The 19,325-nt window shown below is 63.2% G+C and carries 25 protein-coding genes and 1 other annotated feature; of the genes, 14 read left to right on the top strand and 11 right to left on the bottom strand.

Going from position 1 to position 19,325, the window contains the following annotated elements; translation table 11 throughout:
• Nucleotide 1 precedes the first annotated feature (1 nt).
• The 3 genes from flgA to RGD00_RS18910 are packed head-to-tail and all read right to left on the bottom strand — an operon-like array spanning nt 2 to nt 1,947.
• Complete coding sequence (gene flgA, locus RGD00_RS18920; RefSeq protein ID WP_310458839.1) at nt 2-436, bottom strand: flagellar basal body P-ring formation chaperone FlgA; 435 nt, start codon at nt 434-436, stop codon at nt 2-4.
• A complete protein-coding gene (gene flgG, locus RGD00_RS18915) occupies nt 436-1,221 on the bottom strand; it encodes a flagellar basal-body rod protein FlgG (protein WP_310458838.1) in 786 nt (261 codons plus the stop codon). The genes flgA and flgG overlap by 1 nt, the downstream gene beginning before the upstream one ends.
• Nucleotides 1,222-1,230: 9 nt before the next feature.
• The gene (locus RGD00_RS18910) at nt 1,231-1,947 is read right to left on the bottom strand and encodes a flagellar hook-basal body complex protein (RefSeq protein WP_310458837.1); all 717 of its coding nucleotides are present in this window, start codon (nt 1,945-1,947) and stop codon (nt 1,231-1,233) included.
• Between the two features lie 56 nt (nt 1,948-2,003).
• On the opposite strand from RGD00_RS18910, the gene RGD00_RS18905 reads away from it, so the two are divergent.
• The 8 genes from RGD00_RS18905 to RGD00_RS18870 all read left to right on the top strand — a co-directional run bounded on the left by RGD00_RS18905 (nt 2,004) and on the right by RGD00_RS18870 (nt 9,302).
• Nucleotides 2,004-2,636: a recombinase family protein gene (locus RGD00_RS18905; protein WP_310458836.1), complete on the top strand. Its 633-nt coding sequence runs from the start codon at nt 2,004-2,006 to the stop codon at nt 2,634-2,636.
• Entirely contained in the window at nt 2,633-3,019 is a 387-nt protein-coding gene (locus tag RGD00_RS18900) for a hypothetical protein (RefSeq protein ID WP_310458835.1), read from the top strand. The genes RGD00_RS18905 and RGD00_RS18900 overlap by 4 nt, the downstream gene beginning before the upstream one ends.
• A gap of 81 nt (nt 3,020-3,100) precedes the next feature.
• Entirely contained in the window at nt 3,101-3,691 is a 591-nt protein-coding gene (locus RGD00_RS18895; RefSeq protein WP_310458834.1) for a restriction endonuclease subunit S domain-containing protein, read from the top strand.
• Nucleotides 3,691-5,079 carry a type I restriction-modification system subunit M gene (locus RGD00_RS18890; protein ID WP_310458833.1) on the top strand — a complete coding sequence of 463 codons (1,389 nt, stop codon included), beginning with the start codon at nt 3,691-3,693 and terminating at the stop codon, nt 5,077-5,079. The genes RGD00_RS18895 and RGD00_RS18890 overlap by 1 nt, the downstream gene beginning before the upstream one ends.
• Nucleotides 5,080-5,405: 326 nt before the next feature.
• Nucleotides 5,406-6,482 carry a C4-dicarboxylate TRAP transporter substrate-binding protein gene (locus RGD00_RS18885; protein WP_310458832.1) on the top strand — a complete coding sequence of 359 codons (1,077 nt, stop codon included), beginning with the start codon at nt 5,406-5,408 and terminating at the stop codon, nt 6,480-6,482.
• A gap of 78 nt (nt 6,483-6,560) precedes the next feature.
• Nucleotides 6,561-7,418: a sulfurtransferase gene (locus RGD00_RS18880; RefSeq protein WP_310458831.1), complete on the top strand. Its 858-nt coding sequence runs from the start codon at nt 6,561-6,563 to the stop codon at nt 7,416-7,418.
• A 25-nt stretch (nt 7,419-7,443) separates the two neighbouring features.
• A complete protein-coding gene (locus tag RGD00_RS18875) occupies nt 7,444-7,971 on the top strand; it encodes a TRAP transporter small permease (RefSeq protein ID WP_310458830.1) in 528 nt (175 codons plus the stop codon).
• Nucleotides 7,971-9,302 carry a TRAP transporter large permease gene (locus RGD00_RS18870; protein ID WP_310458829.1) on the top strand — a complete coding sequence of 444 codons (1,332 nt, stop codon included), beginning with the start codon at nt 7,971-7,973 and terminating at the stop codon, nt 9,300-9,302. Before RGD00_RS18875 ends, RGD00_RS18870 begins: the two co-directional genes overlap by 1 nt.
• Before the next feature lie 17 nt (nt 9,303-9,319).
• On the opposite strand, the gene RGD00_RS18865 is transcribed toward RGD00_RS18870, so the two are convergent.
• On the bottom strand, nt 9,320-10,021 hold the full coding sequence (locus RGD00_RS18865) for a TetR/AcrR family transcriptional regulator (protein WP_310458828.1): 702 nt from the start codon (nt 10,019-10,021) through the stop codon (nt 9,320-9,322).
• 119 nt (nt 10,022-10,140) lie between these two features.
• On the opposite strand from RGD00_RS18865, the gene RGD00_RS18860 reads away from it, so the two are divergent.
• Nucleotides 10,141-10,923 (top strand): cyclase family protein, encoded by a 783-nt coding sequence (locus RGD00_RS18860; protein WP_310458827.1) that lies wholly within the window; start codon nt 10,141-10,143, stop codon nt 10,921-10,923.
• 276 nt (nt 10,924-11,199) lie between these two features.
• Here the strand turns inward: RGD00_RS18860 and RGD00_RS18855 are convergent, their stop codons facing one another.
• The gene (locus RGD00_RS18855; protein ID WP_310458826.1) at nt 11,200-11,358 is read right to left on the bottom strand and encodes a WGR domain-containing protein; all 159 of its coding nucleotides are present in this window, start codon (nt 11,356-11,358) and stop codon (nt 11,200-11,202) included.
• Nucleotides 11,359-12,222: 864 nt separating this feature from the next.
• On the opposite strand from RGD00_RS18855, the gene RGD00_RS18850 reads away from it, so the two are divergent.
• From RGD00_RS18850 to RGD00_RS18840, 3 genes are read left to right on the top strand one after another with little or no spacing between them, the layout of a single operon-like run.
• Nucleotides 12,223-12,561, top strand: a complete 339-nt coding sequence (locus RGD00_RS18850) for an ArsR/SmtB family transcription factor (RefSeq protein WP_310458825.1) — start codon at nt 12,223-12,225, stop codon at nt 12,559-12,561.
• Complete coding sequence (locus RGD00_RS18845) at nt 12,554-13,039, top strand: SRPBCC domain-containing protein (protein WP_310458824.1); 486 nt, start codon at nt 12,554-12,556, stop codon at nt 13,037-13,039. Before RGD00_RS18850 ends, RGD00_RS18845 begins: the two co-directional genes overlap by 8 nt.
• Entirely contained in the window at nt 13,029-13,367 is a 339-nt protein-coding gene (locus RGD00_RS18840; protein WP_310458823.1) for a VOC family protein, read from the top strand. The genes RGD00_RS18845 and RGD00_RS18840 overlap by 11 nt, the downstream gene beginning before the upstream one ends.
• Before the next feature lie 118 nt (nt 13,368-13,485).
• On the opposite strand, the gene RGD00_RS18835 is transcribed toward RGD00_RS18840, so the two are convergent.
• Together RGD00_RS18835 and RGD00_RS18830 are read right to left on the bottom strand one after the other, a co-directional pair.
• A protein-coding gene (locus RGD00_RS18835; protein ID WP_090845982.1) for an IS3 family transposase occupies nt 13,486-14,720 on the bottom strand; the annotation gives its coding sequence in 2 pieces (ribosomal slippage) (nt 13,486-14,420 and nt 14,420-14,720; 1,236 coding nt in all).
• Nucleotides 14,317-14,433: a sequence feature (AL1L pseudoknot), on the bottom strand. It overlaps the preceding gene by 117 nt.
• A gap of 267 nt (nt 14,721-14,987) precedes the next feature.
• A complete protein-coding gene (locus RGD00_RS18830) occupies nt 14,988-15,182 on the bottom strand; it encodes a hypothetical protein (protein WP_310458822.1) in 195 nt (64 codons plus the stop codon).
• A gap of 254 nt (nt 15,183-15,436) precedes the next feature.
• Here RGD00_RS18830 and RGD00_RS18825 point away from each other — a divergent pair, with 254 nt between their 5' ends.
• Nucleotides 15,437-16,048, top strand: a complete 612-nt coding sequence (locus RGD00_RS18825; protein ID WP_310458821.1) for a hypothetical protein — start codon at nt 15,437-15,439, stop codon at nt 16,046-16,048.
• Between the two features lie 172 nt (nt 16,049-16,220).
• A complete protein-coding gene (locus tag RGD00_RS18820) occupies nt 16,221-16,823 on the top strand; it encodes a hypothetical protein (RefSeq protein WP_310458820.1) in 603 nt (200 codons plus the stop codon).
• Between the two features lie 28 nt (nt 16,824-16,851).
• Here RGD00_RS18820 and RGD00_RS18815 read toward each other — a convergent pair whose 3' ends face one another.
• The 4 genes from RGD00_RS18815 to RGD00_RS18800 all read right to left on the bottom strand — a co-directional run bounded on the left by RGD00_RS18815 (nt 16,852) and on the right by RGD00_RS18800 (nt 19,067).
• The gene (locus tag RGD00_RS18815) at nt 16,852-17,184 is read right to left on the bottom strand and encodes a type II toxin-antitoxin system HicB family antitoxin (RefSeq protein ID WP_310458819.1); all 333 of its coding nucleotides are present in this window, start codon (nt 17,182-17,184) and stop codon (nt 16,852-16,854) included.
• Complete coding sequence (locus RGD00_RS18810) at nt 17,181-17,435, bottom strand: type II toxin-antitoxin system HicA family toxin (RefSeq protein ID WP_310458818.1); 255 nt, start codon at nt 17,433-17,435, stop codon at nt 17,181-17,183. Before RGD00_RS18810 ends, RGD00_RS18815 begins: the two co-directional genes overlap by 4 nt.
• 247 nt (nt 17,436-17,682) lie before the next feature.
• The gene (locus tag RGD00_RS18805; RefSeq protein WP_310458817.1) at nt 17,683-18,171 is read right to left on the bottom strand and encodes a hypothetical protein; all 489 of its coding nucleotides are present in this window, start codon (nt 18,169-18,171) and stop codon (nt 17,683-17,685) included.
• A complete protein-coding gene (locus RGD00_RS18800; protein ID WP_310458816.1) occupies nt 18,168-19,067 on the bottom strand; it encodes a TaqI-like C-terminal specificity domain-containing protein in 900 nt (299 codons plus the stop codon). Before RGD00_RS18800 ends, RGD00_RS18805 begins: the two co-directional genes overlap by 4 nt.
• Between the last annotated feature and the right edge of the window lie 258 nt (nt 19,068-19,325).

The following is a 19,325-nucleotide window of genomic DNA, read 5'->3' as shown; positions in this document are numbered from 1 at the left end:
TTCAATGGGACCCGACGACGGCCGCGCCCGAGGCATCAACAGTCGCCGTTACGGTTACTTTGGATGACAGGTTCAGCACCCGGATGGCCTCTCCCTCGCTGCCACGGGCAAGGGCGCGCCCATCTGTCTTTATGGTCAACGCGCCATTGCGGTAGATCAGCGGGATGATCTGGTTGCGCTCGATCAGCGCCGGGGCCGCCAGATCGCCGGGGCGAATGGGGCGCCCGGCATAAAGCGACACGCGCGCCTCTAGCCCGATCGCGTCTTCGGGAAGAGTCAGCGCGCCGGGGATGATGTCGGGCACAATGTCCACATCTTCTGGCTGAATCACGGACAATGCCCGAATCGTCCGTGTGGCCACGACGGTATCGCCCCATGCCTGCGCGCCGCAGGCCACAAGCACGCCAAGCACCGCAATAGTTCCGCGCCAGGACATCAGCGCACCTGCGTGGTTGCGCCAAGCATCTGGTCGGCCGCCGTGATCACCTTGGCGTTCAATTCATACCCGCGCTGCGCCTTGATAAGTTCGGTGATCTCGCGGACCGGATCGACCGAGCTTTCTTCAAGATAGCCCTGGCGCAATGTGCCCAACCCCGCCTCGCCCGGCGCCCCGGCCTGCGGCGGCCCGGAAGCGCCGGTTTCAAGGAAAAGGTTCGACCCGATCGCCTCAAGGCCCTTTTCATTCGTGAAGCTGGCCAGTGTGAACTGACCCAGAAGCTCCGGCTCGGTGCGGTCAGAGAAATAGGCATAAACCTCGCCTGCGGCATTGATCGCAAGCGCGCGTGTTTCCTGCGGAATCGTGATCCCCGGCACCACGGGATAGCCATCGGAATTGACGATCTGACCGTCGGGCGATCGTTTCAACCCGCCGTCGCGCGTATAGGCGGAAAGACCCGAGGGCAAGGTCACCTCAAGATAGCCGTGACCGTCAATGGCCACGTCCAGATCGCCATTGGTCGCTGCAAGCGACCCCTGCGCCAGGGTGACAGAAACCGCCGCCGGACGCACGCCCAGACCCAGCTGAACGCCCGCAGGCACGACTGTCCCGTCATTGGCGGTGATCGTGCCCGGGCGCGTCATTTGCTGATAGTGAAGATCGGCGAATTCCGCCCGCCGGGCATTGTAGCCCGTGGTCGACATGTTCGCCAGGTTGTTGGAGATAACCTCCACCCGCATCTGCTGGGCGCTCATGCCGGTCGCGGCAATCTGAAGTGCGCGCATGGTGAAACCTCATCGGCTAAGAGTTGATATGGTGCTGCGGATGCGTTCATCCTCGCGGTCCAGGAAGGTCTGGCCCATTTCATAGGCCCGCTGAACCTCGATCATCCGCGCGATTTCAGAGATGGGATCGACGTTCGATTCCTCGACATAGCCTTGCAGCAAGACGGCGCCTTCGGCTGGCTCGATCTCGCCTTCATAGGCAAAGCGCGTGCCCCCGCCATGCCGGAGCGAGGTGCGATCGGCTGGCAGCACGATCCCGATCTGCGCCAGGGGCGCGCCATCGGCGGACAGGGTGCCATCCTGCGCCACCGCGATCGCGCGCGCGTCGGAAGGCACGAAGACCGGCGCCCCGCCGCTGTCGAGAAGCCGATGGCCATCCGCCGTCAGCAACTCGCCCTCGGCCGAAGGCGTGAAATTGCCCGCCCGCGTCAGCTGCACACCCTCTGGCGTCTCGATCTGGAAAAATCCCTCGCCCTCAATGGCAAAGTCGAAGGTGCCGCCGGTCTGGGCCAGCGGGCCTTGCGCAAGATCGACATGGCGACCGTTGGCATGGGACATCGAGAGCGATGGCTCTGCCCCGCCCAGCGCCGCGACATGTTCGGCGAACAAGACGCCCTCACGCCGGAAGCCGGTGGTCGAGACATTCGCGATGTTGTTGGCGACCGCGCGCATTTCGCGCATCAAGCCCGATTGCCGGGTCAGCGTCGCATAGATGGCATTGTCCATCCTACGCGCTGGAACGGCTGGGTGTTCTTCGGGCTCAAAAGCCACAGGGGGCGGACATGACGAAGCCGCCGGAAAAATCGAAGGTCGTCCGCAAGCTGCGGTGTGCCGTCTACACCCGGAAGTCCTCCGAGGAAGGGCTGGAGCAGGAGTTCAACAGCCTGCACGCCCAGCGAGAGGCCTGCGAGGCCTACATCGCCAGCCAGCGCTCCGAGGGCTGGGTGCTGGTCCGCGATCAGTATGACGACGGCGGCATTTCGGGCGGCACGCTGGAGCGGCCCGGATTGAAACGGCTGCTGGAGGATATCGAGGACGGGCTGGTCGACGTGGTCGTAGTCTACAAGATCGACCGCCTCAGCCGCTCGCTGGCCGACTTCGCCAAGCTGGTCGAGGTGTTCGACCGTAACGGCGTGACCTTCGTCTCCGTCACCCAGCCCGAGATCGTGGCCGGGACGTGGAAGGCGGCGAGCGCCCACGCCAGCGACATCACCGAAGCCGACGCCCGCACCGCCCTGCAGCAGATCGACCCGCTGTGGGGCGAACTCTTCCCCGCCGAGCAGGCGCGTATCGTGGCGCTGCTGGTCGAGCGCGTGGACATCGGCACGGATGGGCTCAACGTCCGGCTGCGCATGGATGGTCTGGGGAGCCTCGCCCGCGAGATGCGTGCTGGAGACATGGGAGCGGCCGCATGACCCGCGAGCCGACGATCCCCGAGACCATGACGCTCCACGTTCCGTTTCGCATCGTGAAGCGCGGCGGGCGCAAGGAGATGCAGCTTCCCCATGGCGTCCGGCCAGACCGCAAGGCGGACAACACGCTGGTCAAGGCACTGGCCCGCGCGTTCCGCTGGAAGCGTCTGCTGGAGTCGGGTGAGTTCGCCACCGTTTCCGAACTTGCCGAGCGAGAGGGGATCGCACCATCCTACATGACCCGCGTCCTGCGCCTGACGCTGCTAGCGCCGGACATCGTCGAGGCGATCCTGGACGGGAAGCAGGGGCCGGAGGTGACGCTGGCACAAGGACTGGAGCCGTTCCCCCTCGCATGGCAGCTACAGGGCACGCATTTTTCTCTGTAGGATAAAAACTGCATTTTGGACGATTGACTCGTCGGATGAGATAACCTAGATCTCTGTAAGCACCTTACAGAGGATTTTTCCATGCGGCTCGCGGAGCTCTCTGACATTCACTCCGGCTACACGGCACGCGGCAGACTCGAACCACTGCCTGAGGGCGGCGTGCCGGCGCTGCAGCTGCGTGATGTCGGGACGGAAGGCGCGGCACCGGGCCCAGACTTCCAACGGTACGATCTGGGCAAGCTGCCCGACCGATACTTTGTCCGTGGCGGCGAGGTCGTGTTTCGCTCGCGCGGCGAGCCGAACGCTGCGGCGGCAATTCGCGACCCACTTCCGGAGCCTGCCGTGGTCATCGTTCCGCTGGTGATCGTTCGTCCGGACAGGGCCCGCGTTCTCCCCGAATACCTCGCTTGGGCCATCAACCAGCCCGACGCGCAGCGCAGGCTAGGCGCGGAAGCACAGGGCACGAGCCTCCGGATGATCCCGATGGCGGTCCTCGAAAAACTCGAGATCGCCGTCCCTGACCTGCCCACGCAGAAACGCATCGTCGAACTCAATGCCTTGGCCCGTCAGGAGGGGAAGCTGCTTCGACAGCTCGCCGCTCGCCGGGAAGAGCTCGTAAGCGCCATTCTCGGCGAGGCCGCGAAGGCCGCCGACCAGAAGGAAATTGTCTGATGACCAACCAGATTACCCAAGACCAGGTCAATAATGCCGCTTGGGCGGCTTGCGACACCTTCCGGGGTGCTGTCGATCCCGCTCAGTACAAGGACTACATCCTCGTGATGTTGTTCCTGAAGTATATTTCGGACCTCTGGAACGACCACATCGAGACCTACCGCAAGCAATATGGCGACGACGAGGCACGCATTCGCCGGCGCCTCGAGCGCGAGCGCTTCATCCTGCCTGAGGGCGCCAGCTTCTACGACGTCCACGCCCAGCGGAACGAGGCCAATATCGGCGAGCTGATCAACATAGCGCTGGAAAAGATCGAGGACGCAAACCGGGCCAAGCTCGAGGGCGTCTTCCGCAATATCGATTTCAACTCTGAGGCCAATCTCGGCCGCCCGAAGGATCGTAACCGCCGCCTCAAGAACATGCTTGAGGACTTTGCCAAGCCTGCCCTCGACCTGCGCCCGTCGCGAGTGACCGAGGACATCATCGGCGAGTGCTACATCTACCTGATTTCGCGCTTCGCCTCGGACGCCGGGAAGAAGGCGGGCGAGTTCTACACGCCCACCGCCGTGTCCCGCCTGCTGGCCAAGCTGGCCTCGCCGCAGCCCGGCAACACGATCTGCGATCCCGCCTGCGGGTCCGGCTCACTGCTGATCCAGACTTCGCAGGAGGTCGGGTCCGAGAACTTCGCGCTCTACGGGCAGGAGGTGAACGGAGCGACCTGGGCGCTGGCCCGGATGAACATGTTCCTGCACGCAAAGGACGCCGCCCGCATCGAATGGTGCGACACGCTCAACAGCCCCGCGCTGGTCGAGGGCGACCACCTGATGCGCTTCGACGTGGTGCTGGCCAATCCGCCGTTCTCGCTCGACAAGTGGGGCGCGGAGGACGCCGACAGCGATCAGTACAAGCGCTTCTGGCGCGGCGTGCCGCCCAAGTCAAAGGGCGACTACGCCTTCATCACCCACATGATCGAGATCGCCAAGCGCCAGTCCGGCCGTGTCGCGGTGATCGTGCCGCATGGCGTGCTGTTCCGGGGCGGGGCCGAGGGGCGCATCCGCCAGCAGCTGATCGAGGAGAACCTGCTCGACGCGGTCGTGGGTTTGCCCGCCAACCTGTTCACCACCACGGGGATCCCGGTCGCCATCCTGATCTTCGACCGCTCGCGCGAGGAAGGTGGCGCGAATGCGGACCGGCGCGACATCCTGTTCATCGACGCCAGCAAGGAGTTCACGCCGGGCAAGACCCAGAACGTGCTGCCATGCGCCGAAACCGTGCCGATGCTGCTCTGGGCCCTCCTGGCCTCGGGGCAGATCCAGATGCGAAAGGTCGATGGCTGGGAAACCCTTGCTCAGCCTCTCGAGCCGATGGCACTTGACCTCGCAGCCTGATCGGAGCCAATTTCACATGCCCGGAGCACGCCGCTACGGAATTTCCACCACATTCGCGACACGACCCGTGACGCTCACGTCTGATTGAGTATAGGAGAAGTCTAGCCAACGGGATTCCCGGTGGGAATCCTTCTCGCTCAGCCTCTCAAGATTGTCCCGCCGCCATGGGGCGCCACGTTTGCTGCGGTGCCTGAGAGTTGATCATCGACAATTGCGTCGGCCCTGGCACCGGAACCTTGACAGCGTGCCCGACAATAATTTATCATATGATAATTAAGGTGGTCGCGGCCGGAGGAGGCTCGCCCGACCACGCTCAGGAGGACGACATGAATACCTATGGACTTTCGACCGCCCTCGCGGGGGCGCTGGTTCTATGCGTGCCCTTCGCGGGGACGGCGCTGGCGGACAATTTCACGCTGCGGGTGGGGGCCGGGCATCCCTCTGCCCCGACCATCTACGTGAACCTGATCGAACAGTTCTTCGTGCCCGAGGTGCGCCGCCGCGTGGCCGAGGAAACCGAGCATGAGGTGACGTTCATCGAAGGCTACGGCGGTGCCCTGGTGGGGGTCTCGGACACGCTCGAAGCGGTGGAATCGGGCCTGCTGGATATCGGCGGTTATTGCGTCTGCCTCGAACCGTCCAAGCTGTATCTGCACAACTTCCCATATTACGCGCCCTTCGGCCCGACCGACGGGGAAGCCGCGATCGCCGCCGCCCGCGCGACCTATGACGCCGTGCCCTGGCTGCAGGAAGCCTTCGATCGGGATTACGGCCAGGTGCTGCTGGGCCTGTCCGGCTTCGACAATTACCACATCGGCACGGTGGAACCCTGGGACACCCTCGCCGACCTGAAGGGCGTGAAAATCTCGGGCGCCGGGCCGAACCTGCCCTGGCTGCAATACGCCCAGGCGGTGCCGATCCAGAGCGCGCTGACGGACGCCTATATGAGCATGCAGACCGGCGTTTATGACGGCTGGCTCGTCTTCCCCTCCGCCTATCTGGCCTATCGCCTGTACGAACCGGCCCCGTATTACACGCTGGTGGATTTCGGGGCGATGGCCACGGCGGTGCTGACGATGAACGCGCGCAGCCTGGCCCGGTTGCCGGAAGACGTGCAGGCGATCATCCGCGAGGTCGGGCGGGAATACGAACAGCGCTCGGGCGTGATAATGAACGAGCGGCAGGCCGCGGCCCTCGCCGGGCTGGAAGCCGCCGGCGCCACGGTCCGCACCCTGCCCGAACAGACCCGCATCGACTGGGCCAACGCGCTGGCCGACCTGCCGCGCCAATCCGCCACCGATGCCAATGGGCGCGGCATGCCGGGCACCGAGGTGCTGCAGACCTACATCGCCCAAGCGGCCGAAGGCGGCCACCACTGGATCGTGGATTACAGCCTCGACTGAGCGACCAAGGCCGGAAGCGGACGGGGGCCCTCCTCGCGCCGCTTCCGTTCGATTTCCCCTTTCCCGAAGGACAATCCGATGACCGATTCCGTTCCGGCGATCGTGTCGGCCGAATGGCTGGTCGCCCATATCGGCACGCCCGGCGCCGTGGTGGTGGACGCGACCGTGCACCTGCCCGACACCGGCCGCGATGCCGCCGCAGAATTCGGCGCCGGGCATATTCCCGGCGCCCGGTTCCTGGACCTGTCGCGGGTTGCCAACCCCGACAATCCCCTGCCGCGCAAGGTCCCGGGTCCCGAGCTCTTCGCCCGCGAGGTCGGCGCGCTCGGGATCGGCAACGACACCCATGTCATCGCCTATGACACGCCCGGTCTCTATAGCGCCGCGCGCGTCTGGTGGCTGTTCCGGCTTTACGGCCATGACCGGGTCAGCGTGCTGGACGGCGGCCTGGTCGCCTGGAAGGCCGCCGGGGGCGCGCTGCAAAGCGGCGACTCCGCCGCCCCCGCCGCCAAGACCTTCGTGCCCGCCGCGCGCCGCGACCGGCTTGCGCTCTGGCCCGAGGTTCTGGCCGCCAGCAACGCCGGCGCCCAGATTCTGGACGCGCGCACCAAGGGGCGCTTTTCCGGCACCGAGGAAGACCGCTACCCCGGCACCCGCAACGGCCATATCCCGGGCAGCCGGAACCTGTATTGGGGCGACCTGCTGGACAAGGAAAGCCGCCGGCTGCTGCCCGCCGCGGACATCGAGAGCCGGATCCGCGCGGCCGGCATCGACCCCGAGGCGCCGGTCACCCTGACCTGCGGTTCGGGCCTGACCGCCTGCATCCTGGCCCTGGGCCTGCACCTGAGCGGGCACCAGGACTGGCGCGTCTATGACGGTTCCTGGGACGAATGGGGCCGCCGTCAGGATCTGCCGGTGGAAAGCAGCCAGGGCTGACCGGCCTGCCAACGGAGGATTGACGATGACGGCCATTGCCCGCTTTCTCAACTGGTTATCGGCGCTCTGGGTGTTGCTCCTGGCGGCGATGATCCTGACCGACATCGCCGGGCGCATCCTGTTCGGCACGCCGCTTCAGGGCACGACGGAGATCGTGCGCAACTCGGTCGTGGCGATCGCCTTCCTGCAGCTGCCGGCGGCGGTTCTCGCCGGCTCGATGTTGCGCACCGAGGTGCTGTCGGAAAGCTGCGGTCCCCGCATGCGGCTGGCGCTGCGGATCGCCAACGCCCTGGCGGGTTTCGCGCTGTTCGTGCTGATCGTCGCGGCCGGCTGGGGCGAGATGCTGCTGTCCGTGCGGATCGGCGAATACGAGGGCGAAGGCGCGCTGCGCGTGCCGGTCTGGCCGGTGCGCATCCTCCTGGCGGCAAGCGCCGCGGTCACCGCGGTCTGCTACCTGCTCATGGCGGTGGCGGATCTGCGCGGCCGGCTGGAGGACGAACTCGCCTATCCCGGCATGGGCCACGCGCCCAGCACCACCGGGGAGGGCGCGTGATGAGTATGGCCATCGTCGGCTGGATGATCGTCGCGCTGATCCTCAGCGTGCTGGCCGGGTTCCACATCGCTGTCGCCATGGCGCTGTGTTCGTTCATCGGCATCTGGCTGATGTTCGACAACATGCAGATCGCGCTGTCGATGCTGGGCACCAGCGCTTTCGAAGCGATCCGCAGCCCCACCTTCGTGGTCATTCCGCTGTTCGTCCTGATGGGCGATTTCATCTCGCAATCCGGCGTCGCGCGCGATCTTTTCGCCGTGTTCGACCGCCTGTTGCGCCGCGTCCCCGGGCGTCTGGTGACCACCACGGTTCTGGGCAACGTCCTGTTCGGCGCGGTAACCGGCGTGTCGGTCGCCTCGGCCGCGGTCTTCTCGCGCATTGCCTACCCGGAAATGCGCCGCTTCGGCTATGCGCGCAGCTATGCGCTGGGCTCGATCGTCGGCAGCGCCTGCCTGGGCATGCTGATCCCGCCCTCGGTGCTGATGATCGTCTGGGCCGTGCTGACCGAGCTTTCCGTCGGCGCGCTGTTCCTGGCGGGCATCCTGCCCGGCCTCCTGCTGGCGAGCCTGTTCATCGCCTACGGGATCCTGCGCGCGGTCTTCGACCCCAACGCCGCCCCGGACACAGTCCCGCTTACAGCTCCGGCCGAAACCGTCCCCGCCGCCCCCGGAACCCGGGCGCTACGCGGCGAAATGCTGGGTGTGGCCGGCGTTCTGGCGCTGATCTTCGTGGTGATCGGCAGCATCTGGGGCGGCGTCGCCACCCCGACCGAGGCGGCGGCCGTGGGTGCCGTCGGGGCGCTGATCCTGGGCGTGGCGAAGGGCATGCGCGGCCCCGAGATCCGGGCCGCGATCGCCAGCTCGGCCCGGACCACCGCGCCGATCCTGTTTCTGCTGGTCGCGGCGACGATGTATTCGCGCCTGATCGCCATGGGCGGTGCCATCAACCAGATCCAGGACGCGATCCTCGGGCTGGGCGGCGGGGCCTGGGTCGCCGTGCTGCTGATGGCGGCGATCTGGATCGTCATGGGAACCATGGTCGATTCCGTGTCGATCATCCTGCTGACGGTGCCGATCTTCGCGCCGGTCGCCACCGGCCTGGGCATCGACCCGATCGCCTTTGCCATTTTCGGGATCATTGTCATCGAAACCGGCCTGCTGACACCCCCCTTCGGCCTGCTGGTCTTTGCCGTGCGGGGCTCGGTCCCAGACAGGTCGGTCCGCATGGGCGAGATCTTCCGGGGCGGCGCCCCCTATGTGGGCATGCTGGTCGTCACCGCGGCGCTGGTCCTGATCTTTCCGGCCCTGGCCACCTGGATGACCGGGCGGTGAGGGAAGGTCAGGGGAAGTCAGGCCAGCAGATGTTTCCAGACCAGGGGATCGAAATGCACCGCCTCGCCCGAGGCTTCGATCCGGGCGATTTCCGGGGCGATGTGCAGGGCCGTGTCTTCAAGATACATGCGAATCGCCAGCCGATAGCCCAGATCGGCCGAGGTCGCCGGCGGCAGCCCGTAGATGTGTTCGCGGATCCCCTGGTGGAAGATGGCGCCGTGCATGGTCCAGACCAGCGCGTGCTCCATCTCCGTGACCGGAAGCGCGGTCTCGATACCCAGCGTCCGGCGCCGTTCCTCGCAGATCGGCAGCAAGAGCGCGCGCGTGACCCGCATCAGATAATGGCGGTGAATCTCCAGATCGTTGAGCGCGGCGAAGAAGAAGATGCGCATCCAGGTGCGGTCGAATGCGCTGCTAAAGCTGGCGTAGAAACTTTCGAGCCGGTCCTGAAGCGAGAGCGCGCTGTCGCGGATCGCGCGCGCCCATTGCGGGTTCCATTGCGACAGGTAGACGCGTTCGTAGACCGCGTTGATCAGATCGTCCTTCGAGGCGAAATACCGAAACAGCAGCGGCTGGGTGACGCCCATGCTCTGCGCCAGTTGGCGCGTGCCGCCCTCGAACCCTTCTTCAGCGAAGAATTCCACCGCTTTGTCAAGAAGTTGCCGCTTTCGCTCATCGGGCGACAGACGCTTGCGTGGGGAACTCGTGGCGGTGGTCATGATCCAAGCTCTAGTGGCGTGGGGGCGAATGTCAATCGCTGTGCGGCGGCTTTTCCCGCCACCCCGAGGCCCGGCTTCGAGCGGGCGAACCAAGGCTTTCAACGTGAAAGGAAACTCTGATGAAAATGCCCTCCAAGATCGTCGATATTTCGGTGACGCTGGATAATGATCTCATTCTCGATCATGCCAACATGATCCCAAAGATCGAGTATCGCGACAATCGGGAAAACGCCTTCATGCTGCTGGACGCCTTTCCCGGGCTGAAGCCCGAGGATCTGCCCAATCAGCAGGGCTGGGCCTTCGAGGTGGCGACGCTGTCCACCCATAACGGCACCCATATGGACGCCCCCTACCATTATCATTCGCACGACATCCACGGAAACCGGATGATGACCATCGACGAGGTTCCGCTGGATTGGTTCTTCCGTCCCGGCGTGAAGCTGGACTTCCGGCATTTCGAGGATGGCTATGTCGTGCAGCCCGACGACATCGACGCCGAGCTCAAGCGTATCGGCTACGAGATCCGGCCCATGGACATCGTGCTGGTCAACACCCGCGCCGCGAGCCGGATGGGCACGCCGGAATACCTGACCGCCGGTTGCGGGATCGGCCGCGCGGCGACGCTACATCTGACCCAGGGCATGGGCGTGCGGGTGACCGGGATCGACGCCTGGGGCTGGGATGCGCCCTTCTTCCATGCCAGCAAGGTCTGGCAGCAGGACCACGACACCAGCAAGATCTGGGAAGGCCATTACGCCGGCCGCGAGCAGCCCTATTGCCACATGGAAAAACTCTGCAACCTTGAAGAACTTCCGCCCTTCGGCTTCACCGTGGCCTGCTTCCCCTACAAGGTGAAGGCGGGCTCGGGCGGCTGGACGCGGGCCGTCGCGCTTTTCGACTGATCCTTTTTCGACTGGATCTTGCTCCACGGAGCACTTCATCCCGTACTGCCAGGCGGCGCCCTTTCGCGCCGCCCCTCTCATCCGGGAAGTTGCGCAGAACAGAGTTCGGTGCTAGGGCTGTCTGGCTGCCCCGCCCAGCGGCAGGAAGGGCGGTATGCTGCTCCGCAGTAGTTCCTCGATCGTCAGGGGAGACGATCTTTTGCAGGCCTAACTGAAGGACCGCTTCGTGGAACGCGGCGCGGTTCACCCCCGAACCACCGCAAAAGAGAGCTGAGGCTACATGTACCTGCGCAGTAGCTTCGAACGGCGTATCATATCCAGGGCAGATTGCACCGCATCGGCAGCGTCATACTGATCATGGCGGCACGTCCCTGCTTGACCGATGCGCCCCCATTCTCGGATGAGGGTGACTTCCCCAAATAGGGTGGGCTGCATCTACATGCGGTAGAACCGCGCCATGTTGCGTGAGGAATGCAAGCGGTGCAGGTGTAGGTGTCAACGGTGGTGGTGTCGGCCATTTGTGGCACTCCTTTTCGCAACGGTCCCGCCTTGGGCTGTGCCTCGGTCGGGGGTGCCCTTAATCGGGCGGGGTTTCTGGCGAGGAAGCGCGAAGCGCGCCCCTCTCCTGAAACCCTGCCTCCCGGCGAGGGCAGGAGGGGGACCCATGCAAGGTTGCGCGTAGGGGGCGAGGGGAGGGGGATCACCCGGCCTGCACGAAGCCGAAGGCGGAGGAAGGCCGGGGAAACCCCTCGCCCCCGTCAAGCGCGCGGCCTTGCGTGGGGGAACCGGCGGTTCCCAAGACGGACACGCGCCTTTCGCGCGTGGCCCACCAAACCGGGGGCGTTCGGCTTGTCCGAATCCCCCCGGACAGCGATCGCCGCGACAGTGTCGCCTGTCAGATATTTCTGGCTTTCCGTCAGATTTCTGACCCTAACGGCACCAAGGCCGGGATCAGCGCCATCGGCGCGAAGAGCCCTTAGCTGTCACTCAAAGGCATGCTATGTTCGCCTTGTGCTTGACCCAAATGAAAATTCTTCATGGCTGCACTCGTTCGTAGATCGAGCCGTGCATGCTTATAAACGCATCCAGCGCATTCACTGGGATTCCTACGGAAAACTTAGGGAAGGGAATACTTGGCTCCGAAGCCTTGCAGTAGCTGGAGCATTCCTGCTGATCGCTTACTTGATTTTGCCCTAAACGTCCGCTTCGAGCCCAGAGTAACCGATGCTGCGCAGTGCATGAAAGTCTGCTTTTCGCCAAACACTTGCCAATAGAGGTGAAACCACTACACTGAAGTATATGCTTCAGTATGATTCCAACCTTGATTTGGCATTTTCCGCGCTGGCCGACCCTACGCGCCGCGCTGTTGTCGCGCGTCTTTGCGATGGTGAAATGAGCGTCGGGGAGCTGTCAGAACCGTTGGAAATGTCGCTGTCGGCTGTTGGTCAGCATCTTCGCATTCTTGAAAAGTCAGGGCTGGTTGTGACCGAGAAGCGAGGGCGAACCCGCTACTGCAATGTCGATCATAAAAAACTTACAGCCGTCGAGAGCTGGCTGTCCGAGCGCCGCCGACGCACGGAACAGCGGTTGGACCGGCTTCAACATTTCCTTGACAAGAAAGGTTCACCCGATGCCTGACAAAATCACGCCTGACACCATCAAGAGCACCCGCATACTGGCCGCTCCGCCGGAGCGCGTTTTTCAGGCGTGGGCAGATCGGGAGGAACGGTTGCAATGGGATGTTCCCGGCAACGATTGGGTAATCGCCGAATTCCAGCATGATTTTCGCGAGGACGGGATTGAAAAATCCCGGTTCGGGCCGGAGGGCGATCCGGTGGCGGAATCCTATGGTCGATATCTGCTAATCGACCCGCCCAAGTGCATCGTCAACGCAGGCGTGATGCGGTCGGTCCAATCCGGGGAGGTCAGCTCGACAACGATGACAACGCTTCACCTCGAACCCGAAGGCAGCGGAACTCGCCTCACCCTTATCGACCAGTCGGTGTTCCTTGGAAAAGGCGAGACGGCGGACATGCGCAGGCATGGCTGGGACGAAATTCTCGACAAACTGGCTGACCATTTGGAAAACACGAAAGGGATGAAAAATGCCGATTGAGAAAATTTACGCGCAACTAAACTGCACCGACATGGAGCGCAGCGCAGCGTGGCTCACCAAGTTATTTGGTCGGCCTGCGGACGCAGCACCCATGGATGGCCTGAACGAATGGCATCATGCGGACAACGCAGGCGTCCAGCTTGTTCGGAATAGCGCCGATGCAGGGTGCGGATACCTGACATTGATCGTCGGAGACATTGAGGCAGAACTGGCACGCCTCAACGAGGCTGATATCAAGACAGAAAAGGTGACTGTGGGCGATATTGCGAAAATCTCCCAGCTTGTTGATCCAGACGGCAACACTGTAGTTCTTGCGCAGCCGATGTGACAGCAATTCACTAACCTCAGAGGATTTGAACAGCTCGCCGAAGCGGCCATTGGTGCAGGGGCAACGAACGACAGTAATGAACCGCCCCGGGTTTACCGGAGAGTTTCTGGTTCGATGATTAGGCTGCTTTTTCGCCGGCGTTCAAGCTTGCATAGAAGGCCTCCTCTGCTTCGTGCGGCGTGACGTAGCCAATGGCGCTGTGCAGGCGGGTGTTGTTATACCAGTCGACCCATTTCAGGGTTTCCCATTCGACCTGACCAGCGGACTTCCAGGGGCCGAGGAACTTGATGACCTCGGTCTTGAACAGGCCGATGATGCTTTCGGCGAGGGCGTTGTCGTAGGAATCTCCGACGCTGCCGACCGAGGTATCGATGCCGGCCTCCGCGAGCCGCTCGGTGTATCGGATCGACAGGTATTGGCTGCCGCGGTCGCTGTGGTGGATCAGCTTGTCAGCCTCGGACGGCGCCCGCTGGCAGATGGCCTGGTTCAGGGCATCGAGGACGAAACCGGTGGTCATTGAGGTCGAGACGCGCCAGCCGACGATCTTTCGGGCAAAGACGTCGATGATGAAGGCCACGTAGACCATGCCCTGCCAGCTTGAGACATAGGTGAAATCGCTGACCCAGAGCTGGTTCGGCATGTCTGCCACGAAGGCGCGGTTCACCTTGTCGTCCGGGCAAGGCTGGGCCGCATCGGGGTTGGTCGTGATGACCTTCTTGCCGCGGACAACGCCCTGTAATCCCATCACCTTCATCAGCCTCTCCACCGCGCAGCGAGCGATGTCGCGCCCTTCACGGCGCAGTTGGTGCCAGACCTTGCGCGCGCCATATCGGCCCCGACTGCCATCGAAGGCTTCCTTGATGGCAACCATATCCAGACGATCCTGCCTGGCCCGATCCGATGCCAACTCAGGATCACGCTCCACGGCCTTGAAAGCGTAGAACGTCGATGGTGCGATCCCCAGAACCCGGCAGATCGGCCCGACACCATGGACAGAACGGTGATCGTCGACGAACGCGATCATTTGCGGAAGGGGCGGTCGAGCTCCGCCGCAGCGAAATATGCGCTGGCCTTCTTCAGGATCTCATTGGCTTGGCGCAGTTCACGGTTCTCACGCTCCAAGGCCTTGATCCGCGCCTTCTCCTCGCTCGTCGGTCCGGACAGCTCGCCTGCATCACGCGCGGCGCGCCGACACCAGTCCCGCAGGCTGAAAGATGAACAGCCCAGCTTCGAGGCAATTGCCCGGTAGGCGGCACTGTCGCTGCTGTAATCAGAACGATGTTCGCGGAAAAGCCGAACGCCGCGCGCGCGGAACTCGGCCGTGTAGCTCGGGGTGTGTTTCTTGTCTGTCATGAGGCTCACCTTTTGAGAGTTTTACTCTCCGGTAAACCCGGGGCGGTTCATAATGTCCGCATAGCAGACGCTTTGCCCCCGGCACAGTGGGTCAGATTTGCTTGACGATTGGGGTGGAAGTGCCTGACGGCCTCCGCCGTCTGGCACTGAAAATCCTCGCGCCCTGAGTCAAAAATCCCTGAAATCTGACAGACAGCGGGGATCTCCGACGATCTGTTGCGCCCGTCGCAAGACGGGGGCAGGGGCGGCTTGCGCCGCCCCTTCTTCTCACTCCGGGTCGTCGGGCGGGGCATCCTTCGGCTCGAACAGGACCAGCTCGGTGACGCCGACCGGGAAATCGAGCTTCAGGGTGAAGGCGCTCTTGGCGCCGTCCCGCTGCGGGAACATGACGCCCACAGGGCGGAAGCGGGTCTTGCCGTCGCGGCCTTCGACGGGAACGGTGACGCGGTAGTAGGTGGACACGTGCGGATCGGCGCGGTGCAACGGATCAGGCGCGACGCATTCGAGGCATGGCTAGGCCAGCACGAAAACGCGGCGGCAGAGAATACCTGAGAAAAACACCCGTGTTTGATCTGGCGACGAGATATTCCGACGAGATTGCAGAAACCCTTTTTGTGCAACGGGTGCTGAGGCCAGCGGCACGGCCCTATCCTATAGTAGGGAAGAAAAGGCCTCGTCCGTCACGTCATGAAAGGCGTAAAGAGCGGGAAAGGCTCATGCGGTTCCGTGAAGCAGTAGCATTCGCCTATGCGATGGATTGGCCCCTGAATGTCGGCATCACGATCACCTGGACGGCCCTAGAGACGGCAGGCGAGCGTAACGAAGGCCATTGCCTCGGGCGTGGTGAATGGGGTCGAGAAAAATACATCCGCGACGAGTTGGCGCGTCTGTGTCGCTCTGAGGGACTACCTTTTGTCGCCCTTTGGGGGCGGGACGTGGGCGCGGACATGGGGTCGCACGTTCACCTGTCCATGTTCTGGCCCTCATACAAGCTGGCCCAGCTCATCACCGTGATCGAGCGCACAAGCGGCAGCTCTGCGGCCTTTGTGTTGAAACCCTACGCGGCGGACGTGGTAGCGCGTTCTGTCTGTGGTGGATGGCAGATCAACATGAACACCCGCAAAGACGACAAGGCGAGCGCCCTTGAATGGGCGGAATACATCGCGGCCCAGCATGCCAAGCACCCCGCCCCGCCAGAGATCAAGGGCAAGGCATTCGGCATATCGGAAGCCATCGGAAAGACCGCCCAGGAGCGCGCCAGACCCGCGCTAGAGGCTAGGGAAGCCAAATATGGGTGGATGCGGCGGGCGGCGGCAGAAAGGCCCTGAGAGGCCCGCATATCGCCCCTGCGAGAGCATCGGGTATTTTGCCAAATGATTTCGGGAAAATCTGTGAGGGGTCATGGGTGGTAGTGGAAGCGGGCGGCGATGGCATTTCGGGTCCAAGGACACGACAGAAGGCTATCGGTCGATTGATGTGCGATGGCTGAAGCGGGAAGCCATGCTGACGCCGGGGGCAAACAGGCGCATCACCTGGTCGCGGCATGGCGAGGTCGTCGCTTCGGTCAACATCAGGGCAGAGCTGGGGCGCGTGATCCTGACCTACCGGCACAGAAGCGGCGGCGATGAATGGAAGGACGAAAGCTACCCCGTCCACCTGACCACAACACCCTGCCACATGGGCGGCGAAAGACACTGGTTCCTCTGCCCTGCCCGTGGGTGTGGCAAGCGTGTAGCGGTGATCTATGGCGGTGGCATCTTCGCTTGCCGTAAGTGCTACCAGCTCGCCTATCCCTCGCAGCGTGAAGACGCCGGGGATCGGGCAGCACGGCGGGCGCATCGCATCCGTGACCGCTTGGGCTGGCCTGGGGGCGTTCTGGAAGGCGGCGGCTGGGGCAAGCCCAAGGGCATGCACTGGCGCACCTATGAACGCCTCTGCGATGATCACGACACCTTCGAAGATGTGGTGAACCGTTCCTTCATCGCCCGATTTGGCCCCATGCTGAAAAAAAGGAGGGTTTTTGAGTGGGTGAAGTTGGCAAGAAATAGGAACGTATACTTCACACCCTGGACCGGCAGCGCCCTTTCCCTGAAAGCAGGGTAAAATCGAAGACGCCTAAAGGTTCTGCGGGTTAGCCTGCGGCCCGATCTAGCACTTCTTCGGCCCACTGGTTCAGGCTCTTGCCCGACAGCTCGGCGGCCAGCGCGGCCTTGCGGTGAACCTCTGGACTGACCCGGAACATGACCTGCCCCGAGTAGGTCTTCTGCGGTTCCTTGCCGATCTTGGCGCAGGTTTCGATGTAGTCTTCGACAGCCTCATGGAAGGCTTCGCGCAGCCCTTCCACGGTGTCGGCGTGAAAGCCTACCCCGTCACGGATACCGGCAATCCGGCCCGTGAAAATCCCGTCTTCGTCGTCATACTCGATCCGGGCGGCATAGCCCTTGTAGGTCATGGTGTTGGTCATGGTCTAACCCCGATCCGTTCCAGGAAGTCGCGGGCATCGCGCACCTGGTATCGCTTCGCTTCCTTCGCGGGGTGCGGGCGGTGGAACGTCGCTACCTCGCCATCCTTCTCGAACCGCACCCGTGACCCGCGCCCTTCGATCAGCCGCGCCCCTGCCGCCAGCAGCAGGCTTTCGACTGCCGCCCATTCGATGGTGCCTGACACCGGATCGGTGAAGACGGCGGCAAGGGTCTTGCGGTGCTTGCTGTTCATCGGGGCAAGGTAGGTTGTGCTAGCGAAAATTGCAAGCATGATGGCGGTGCTTGCCTAAGATCACCCTAAGGCGGGGCGCGGGGTGACGTTTGAAGTTAACGCCCATATTTCTTGCCATCTTCAAAATCCGGCATCCTTTAATTCGGGGCGAGGCAGAACACCGGGCGAAGGCGCAGAAGGGCACGGTCTTGATCAGAACGCTGGCGCGGGCTTTCGATGTGGGCTTCGGCTTCGTGGCCATGCGACTTCACCTCGTTGACAGTGGGCGCGTCCAAGGAACGTCCGGGAACCGGGCAACCAGTGCTGCGGCCAGTTCTTCCTCGGCCTGATACCCCTGTTCCTGGTTCTGGTTCGCCAGGATCATCTGGACAGCGCGCACAAGGCGTGGAGCCTTGATCCAGCTCGTTACCTCGTTGTCGAGCCATGACAACCAGTCGGCCACCTTAGGTTCCGGCCAAGGGTCCACATTCTCGTAGGGCAATCGGCCTTGCGCACCGCAGGTCCGGCACCGCCAGACAGCGGCCAGCAGATCGTGCGCTTCCTGCATGGTCCGATGGTCGAACCTTTCGACGTAGCCCCAGGTCGGATGCAGGCTATCTTCCAGCATGTCCCTGGCGAAGCGGGTCAGCCGGTTGCAATGGCTGACCAGAACCGACAGGGCATCGTGATAGCACTGATGCTGCATATCCATCGCGGCAAGGTGGTCATCGCCTTCGAATTTCGGTGCGATGATCATACTACGCTTTCCAGCAGTGCGATTTCGTCGGGGGTCAGGTCGAACAGGCCGTAGACGATGCTGTCGATCTGGGCTTCGGCCTTGGTGATCTCGGCTGAAAGGCGGGCGATTTCGGCGCGGTCGCGGGTGATCCAGTCTTCCCAGGCGGAACGCTCGGCCAGGGGAATATCGGCCTTGAACACCTTCTTCACCTCGGCCCGGAAGGCGGCGAAGTCGGGAAGGGTCCACCATTCTTGAAGCCGGGTTGTCAGCTTGGGGTCGCGGCCAGGCGGGCAAAGATCGGGAATCCGGCGCGTCAGGGCGGTTTGCAGGGTCAGGCGTTCCCGTGCCGCTTTGCTGGCCTGTTCACTTGCTTCGGCCAGTTCGGCCCGCGCGTGATCGTTCCAAGCAGGGATGGGCAGCTTTTCGACATACTGCACCCGCAGCTCATGAAACCCGCCCCGAACGGGGGGACTCATGGACGACAGCATGAACCAAAGCACCCGGCTGTTCAGAAGCCCCAGCAGCGCCTTGTCGTCAGACGGGATCAGATAGGATTTGTCATTTGAAAACGCCCCCAGAGGTTCAAACGAAAAGTTCCGCGTGTCGTTGAAGTGGGGGTAGCTGATCTTCGGCGCGGCGAAGTGCGGCGCATAGGCTTCTTGCGCCTGTTGTAGCTCGAACCATGCCTGTTTCGTGGCACGGCCTTCCAGAGCGGATTTGAAGGGCAGCAGCCAATCCCGGATGGCCGGATAGTCTTCAATATCGATCCGGTTCTTGGGAATGTAGATCAGCCAAAGGCCGCGCGGTTCGGCCCGCCAGCGTTTCAGGTCTTTGCCTTCGAGGAAAGGCTTCAGCAGATCGGCAGACCGGGGGTCTTGGGTGCAGAGGCGTTCCTTGGTGGTGCTGTCGATCACAAAGGCCCCGTTCAAGCCCGTAACAACGCCTCGGCATGGTGCGCCGTAGACGTCCTTCAGGGTCTTCTTGCCCTTCCTGATCTTGTCGCGCAGGGCGCGCAGGGCGGGGTTTTCCAGTTCCCAAGACCCTGCTCCAAGGGCGGCTTGGGGATACGGCCCTGCGGCCTTTTCCCAAGTGGCCTGCGTGTTTCACGGGATCGCGGGCACTGATTTCAGCTGATCGCGGGCAGCGATTTCACGGGAAGGCGGGCACCTGTT

Origin of the sequence: Ruixingdingia sedimenti (genome assembly GCF_031432425.1) — a bacterium.
Classification (GTDB): domain Bacteria; phylum Pseudomonadota; class Alphaproteobacteria; order Rhodobacterales; family Rhodobacteraceae; genus Ruixingdingia; species Ruixingdingia sedimenti.
The sequence above is the reverse complement of the archived record's forward strand: the minus strand, read 5'-3'. Positions and strand labels throughout refer to the sequence as shown.

Bases quoted from the DNA above. Each gene is read 5' to 3' on its own strand.
- flgA (WP_310458839.1), bottom strand. From the start codon at position 436: ATGTCCTGGCGCGGAACTATTGCGGTGCTTGGCGTGCTTGTGGCCTGC.
- flgG (WP_310458838.1), bottom strand. From the start codon at position 1,221: ATGCGCGCACTTCAGATTGCCGCGACCGGCATGAGCGCCCAGCAGATG.
- RGD00_RS18910 (WP_310458837.1), bottom strand. From the start codon at position 1,947: ATGGACAATGCCATCTATGCGACGCTGACCCGGCAATCGGGCTTGATG.
- RGD00_RS18905 (WP_310458836.1), top strand. From the start codon at position 2,004: ATGACGAAGCCGCCGGAAAAATCGAAGGTCGTCCGCAAGCTGCGGTGT.
- RGD00_RS18900 (WP_310458835.1), top strand. From the start codon at position 2,633: ATGACCCGCGAGCCGACGATCCCCGAGACCATGACGCTCCACGTTCCG.
- RGD00_RS18895 (WP_310458834.1), top strand. From the start codon at position 3,101: ATGCGGCTCGCGGAGCTCTCTGACATTCACTCCGGCTACACGGCACGC.
- RGD00_RS18890 (WP_310458833.1), top strand. From the start codon at position 3,691: ATGACCAACCAGATTACCCAAGACCAGGTCAATAATGCCGCTTGGGCG.
- RGD00_RS18885 (WP_310458832.1), top strand. From the start codon at position 5,406: ATGAATACCTATGGACTTTCGACCGCCCTCGCGGGGGCGCTGGTTCTA.
- RGD00_RS18880 (WP_310458831.1), top strand. From the start codon at position 6,561: ATGACCGATTCCGTTCCGGCGATCGTGTCGGCCGAATGGCTGGTCGCC.
- RGD00_RS18875 (WP_310458830.1), top strand. From the start codon at position 7,444: ATGACGGCCATTGCCCGCTTTCTCAACTGGTTATCGGCGCTCTGGGTG.
- RGD00_RS18870 (WP_310458829.1), top strand. From the start codon at position 7,971: ATGAGTATGGCCATCGTCGGCTGGATGATCGTCGCGCTGATCCTCAGC.
- RGD00_RS18865 (WP_310458828.1), bottom strand. From the start codon at position 10,021: ATGACCACCGCCACGAGTTCCCCACGCAAGCGTCTGTCGCCCGATGAG.
- RGD00_RS18860 (WP_310458827.1), top strand. From the start codon at position 10,141: ATGAAAATGCCCTCCAAGATCGTCGATATTTCGGTGACGCTGGATAAT.
- RGD00_RS18855 (WP_310458826.1), bottom strand. From the start codon at position 11,358: ATGCAGCCCACCCTATTTGGGGAAGTCACCCTCATCCGAGAATGGGGG.
- RGD00_RS18850 (WP_310458825.1), top strand. From the start codon at position 12,223: ATGCTTCAGTATGATTCCAACCTTGATTTGGCATTTTCCGCGCTGGCC.
- RGD00_RS18845 (WP_310458824.1), top strand. From the start codon at position 12,554: ATGCCTGACAAAATCACGCCTGACACCATCAAGAGCACCCGCATACTG.
- RGD00_RS18840 (WP_310458823.1), top strand. From the start codon at position 13,029: ATGCCGATTGAGAAAATTTACGCGCAACTAAACTGCACCGACATGGAG.
- RGD00_RS18825 (WP_310458821.1), top strand. From the start codon at position 15,437: ATGCGGTTCCGTGAAGCAGTAGCATTCGCCTATGCGATGGATTGGCCC.
- RGD00_RS18820 (WP_310458820.1), top strand. From the start codon at position 16,221: ATGCTGACGCCGGGGGCAAACAGGCGCATCACCTGGTCGCGGCATGGC.
- RGD00_RS18815 (WP_310458819.1), bottom strand. From the start codon at position 17,184: ATGACCAACACCATGACCTACAAGGGCTATGCCGCCCGGATCGAGTAT.
- RGD00_RS18810 (WP_310458818.1), bottom strand. From the start codon at position 17,435: ATGAACAGCAAGCACCGCAAGACCCTTGCCGCCGTCTTCACCGATCCG.
- RGD00_RS18805 (WP_310458817.1), bottom strand. From the start codon at position 18,171: ATGATCATCGCACCGAAATTCGAAGGCGATGACCACCTTGCCGCGATG.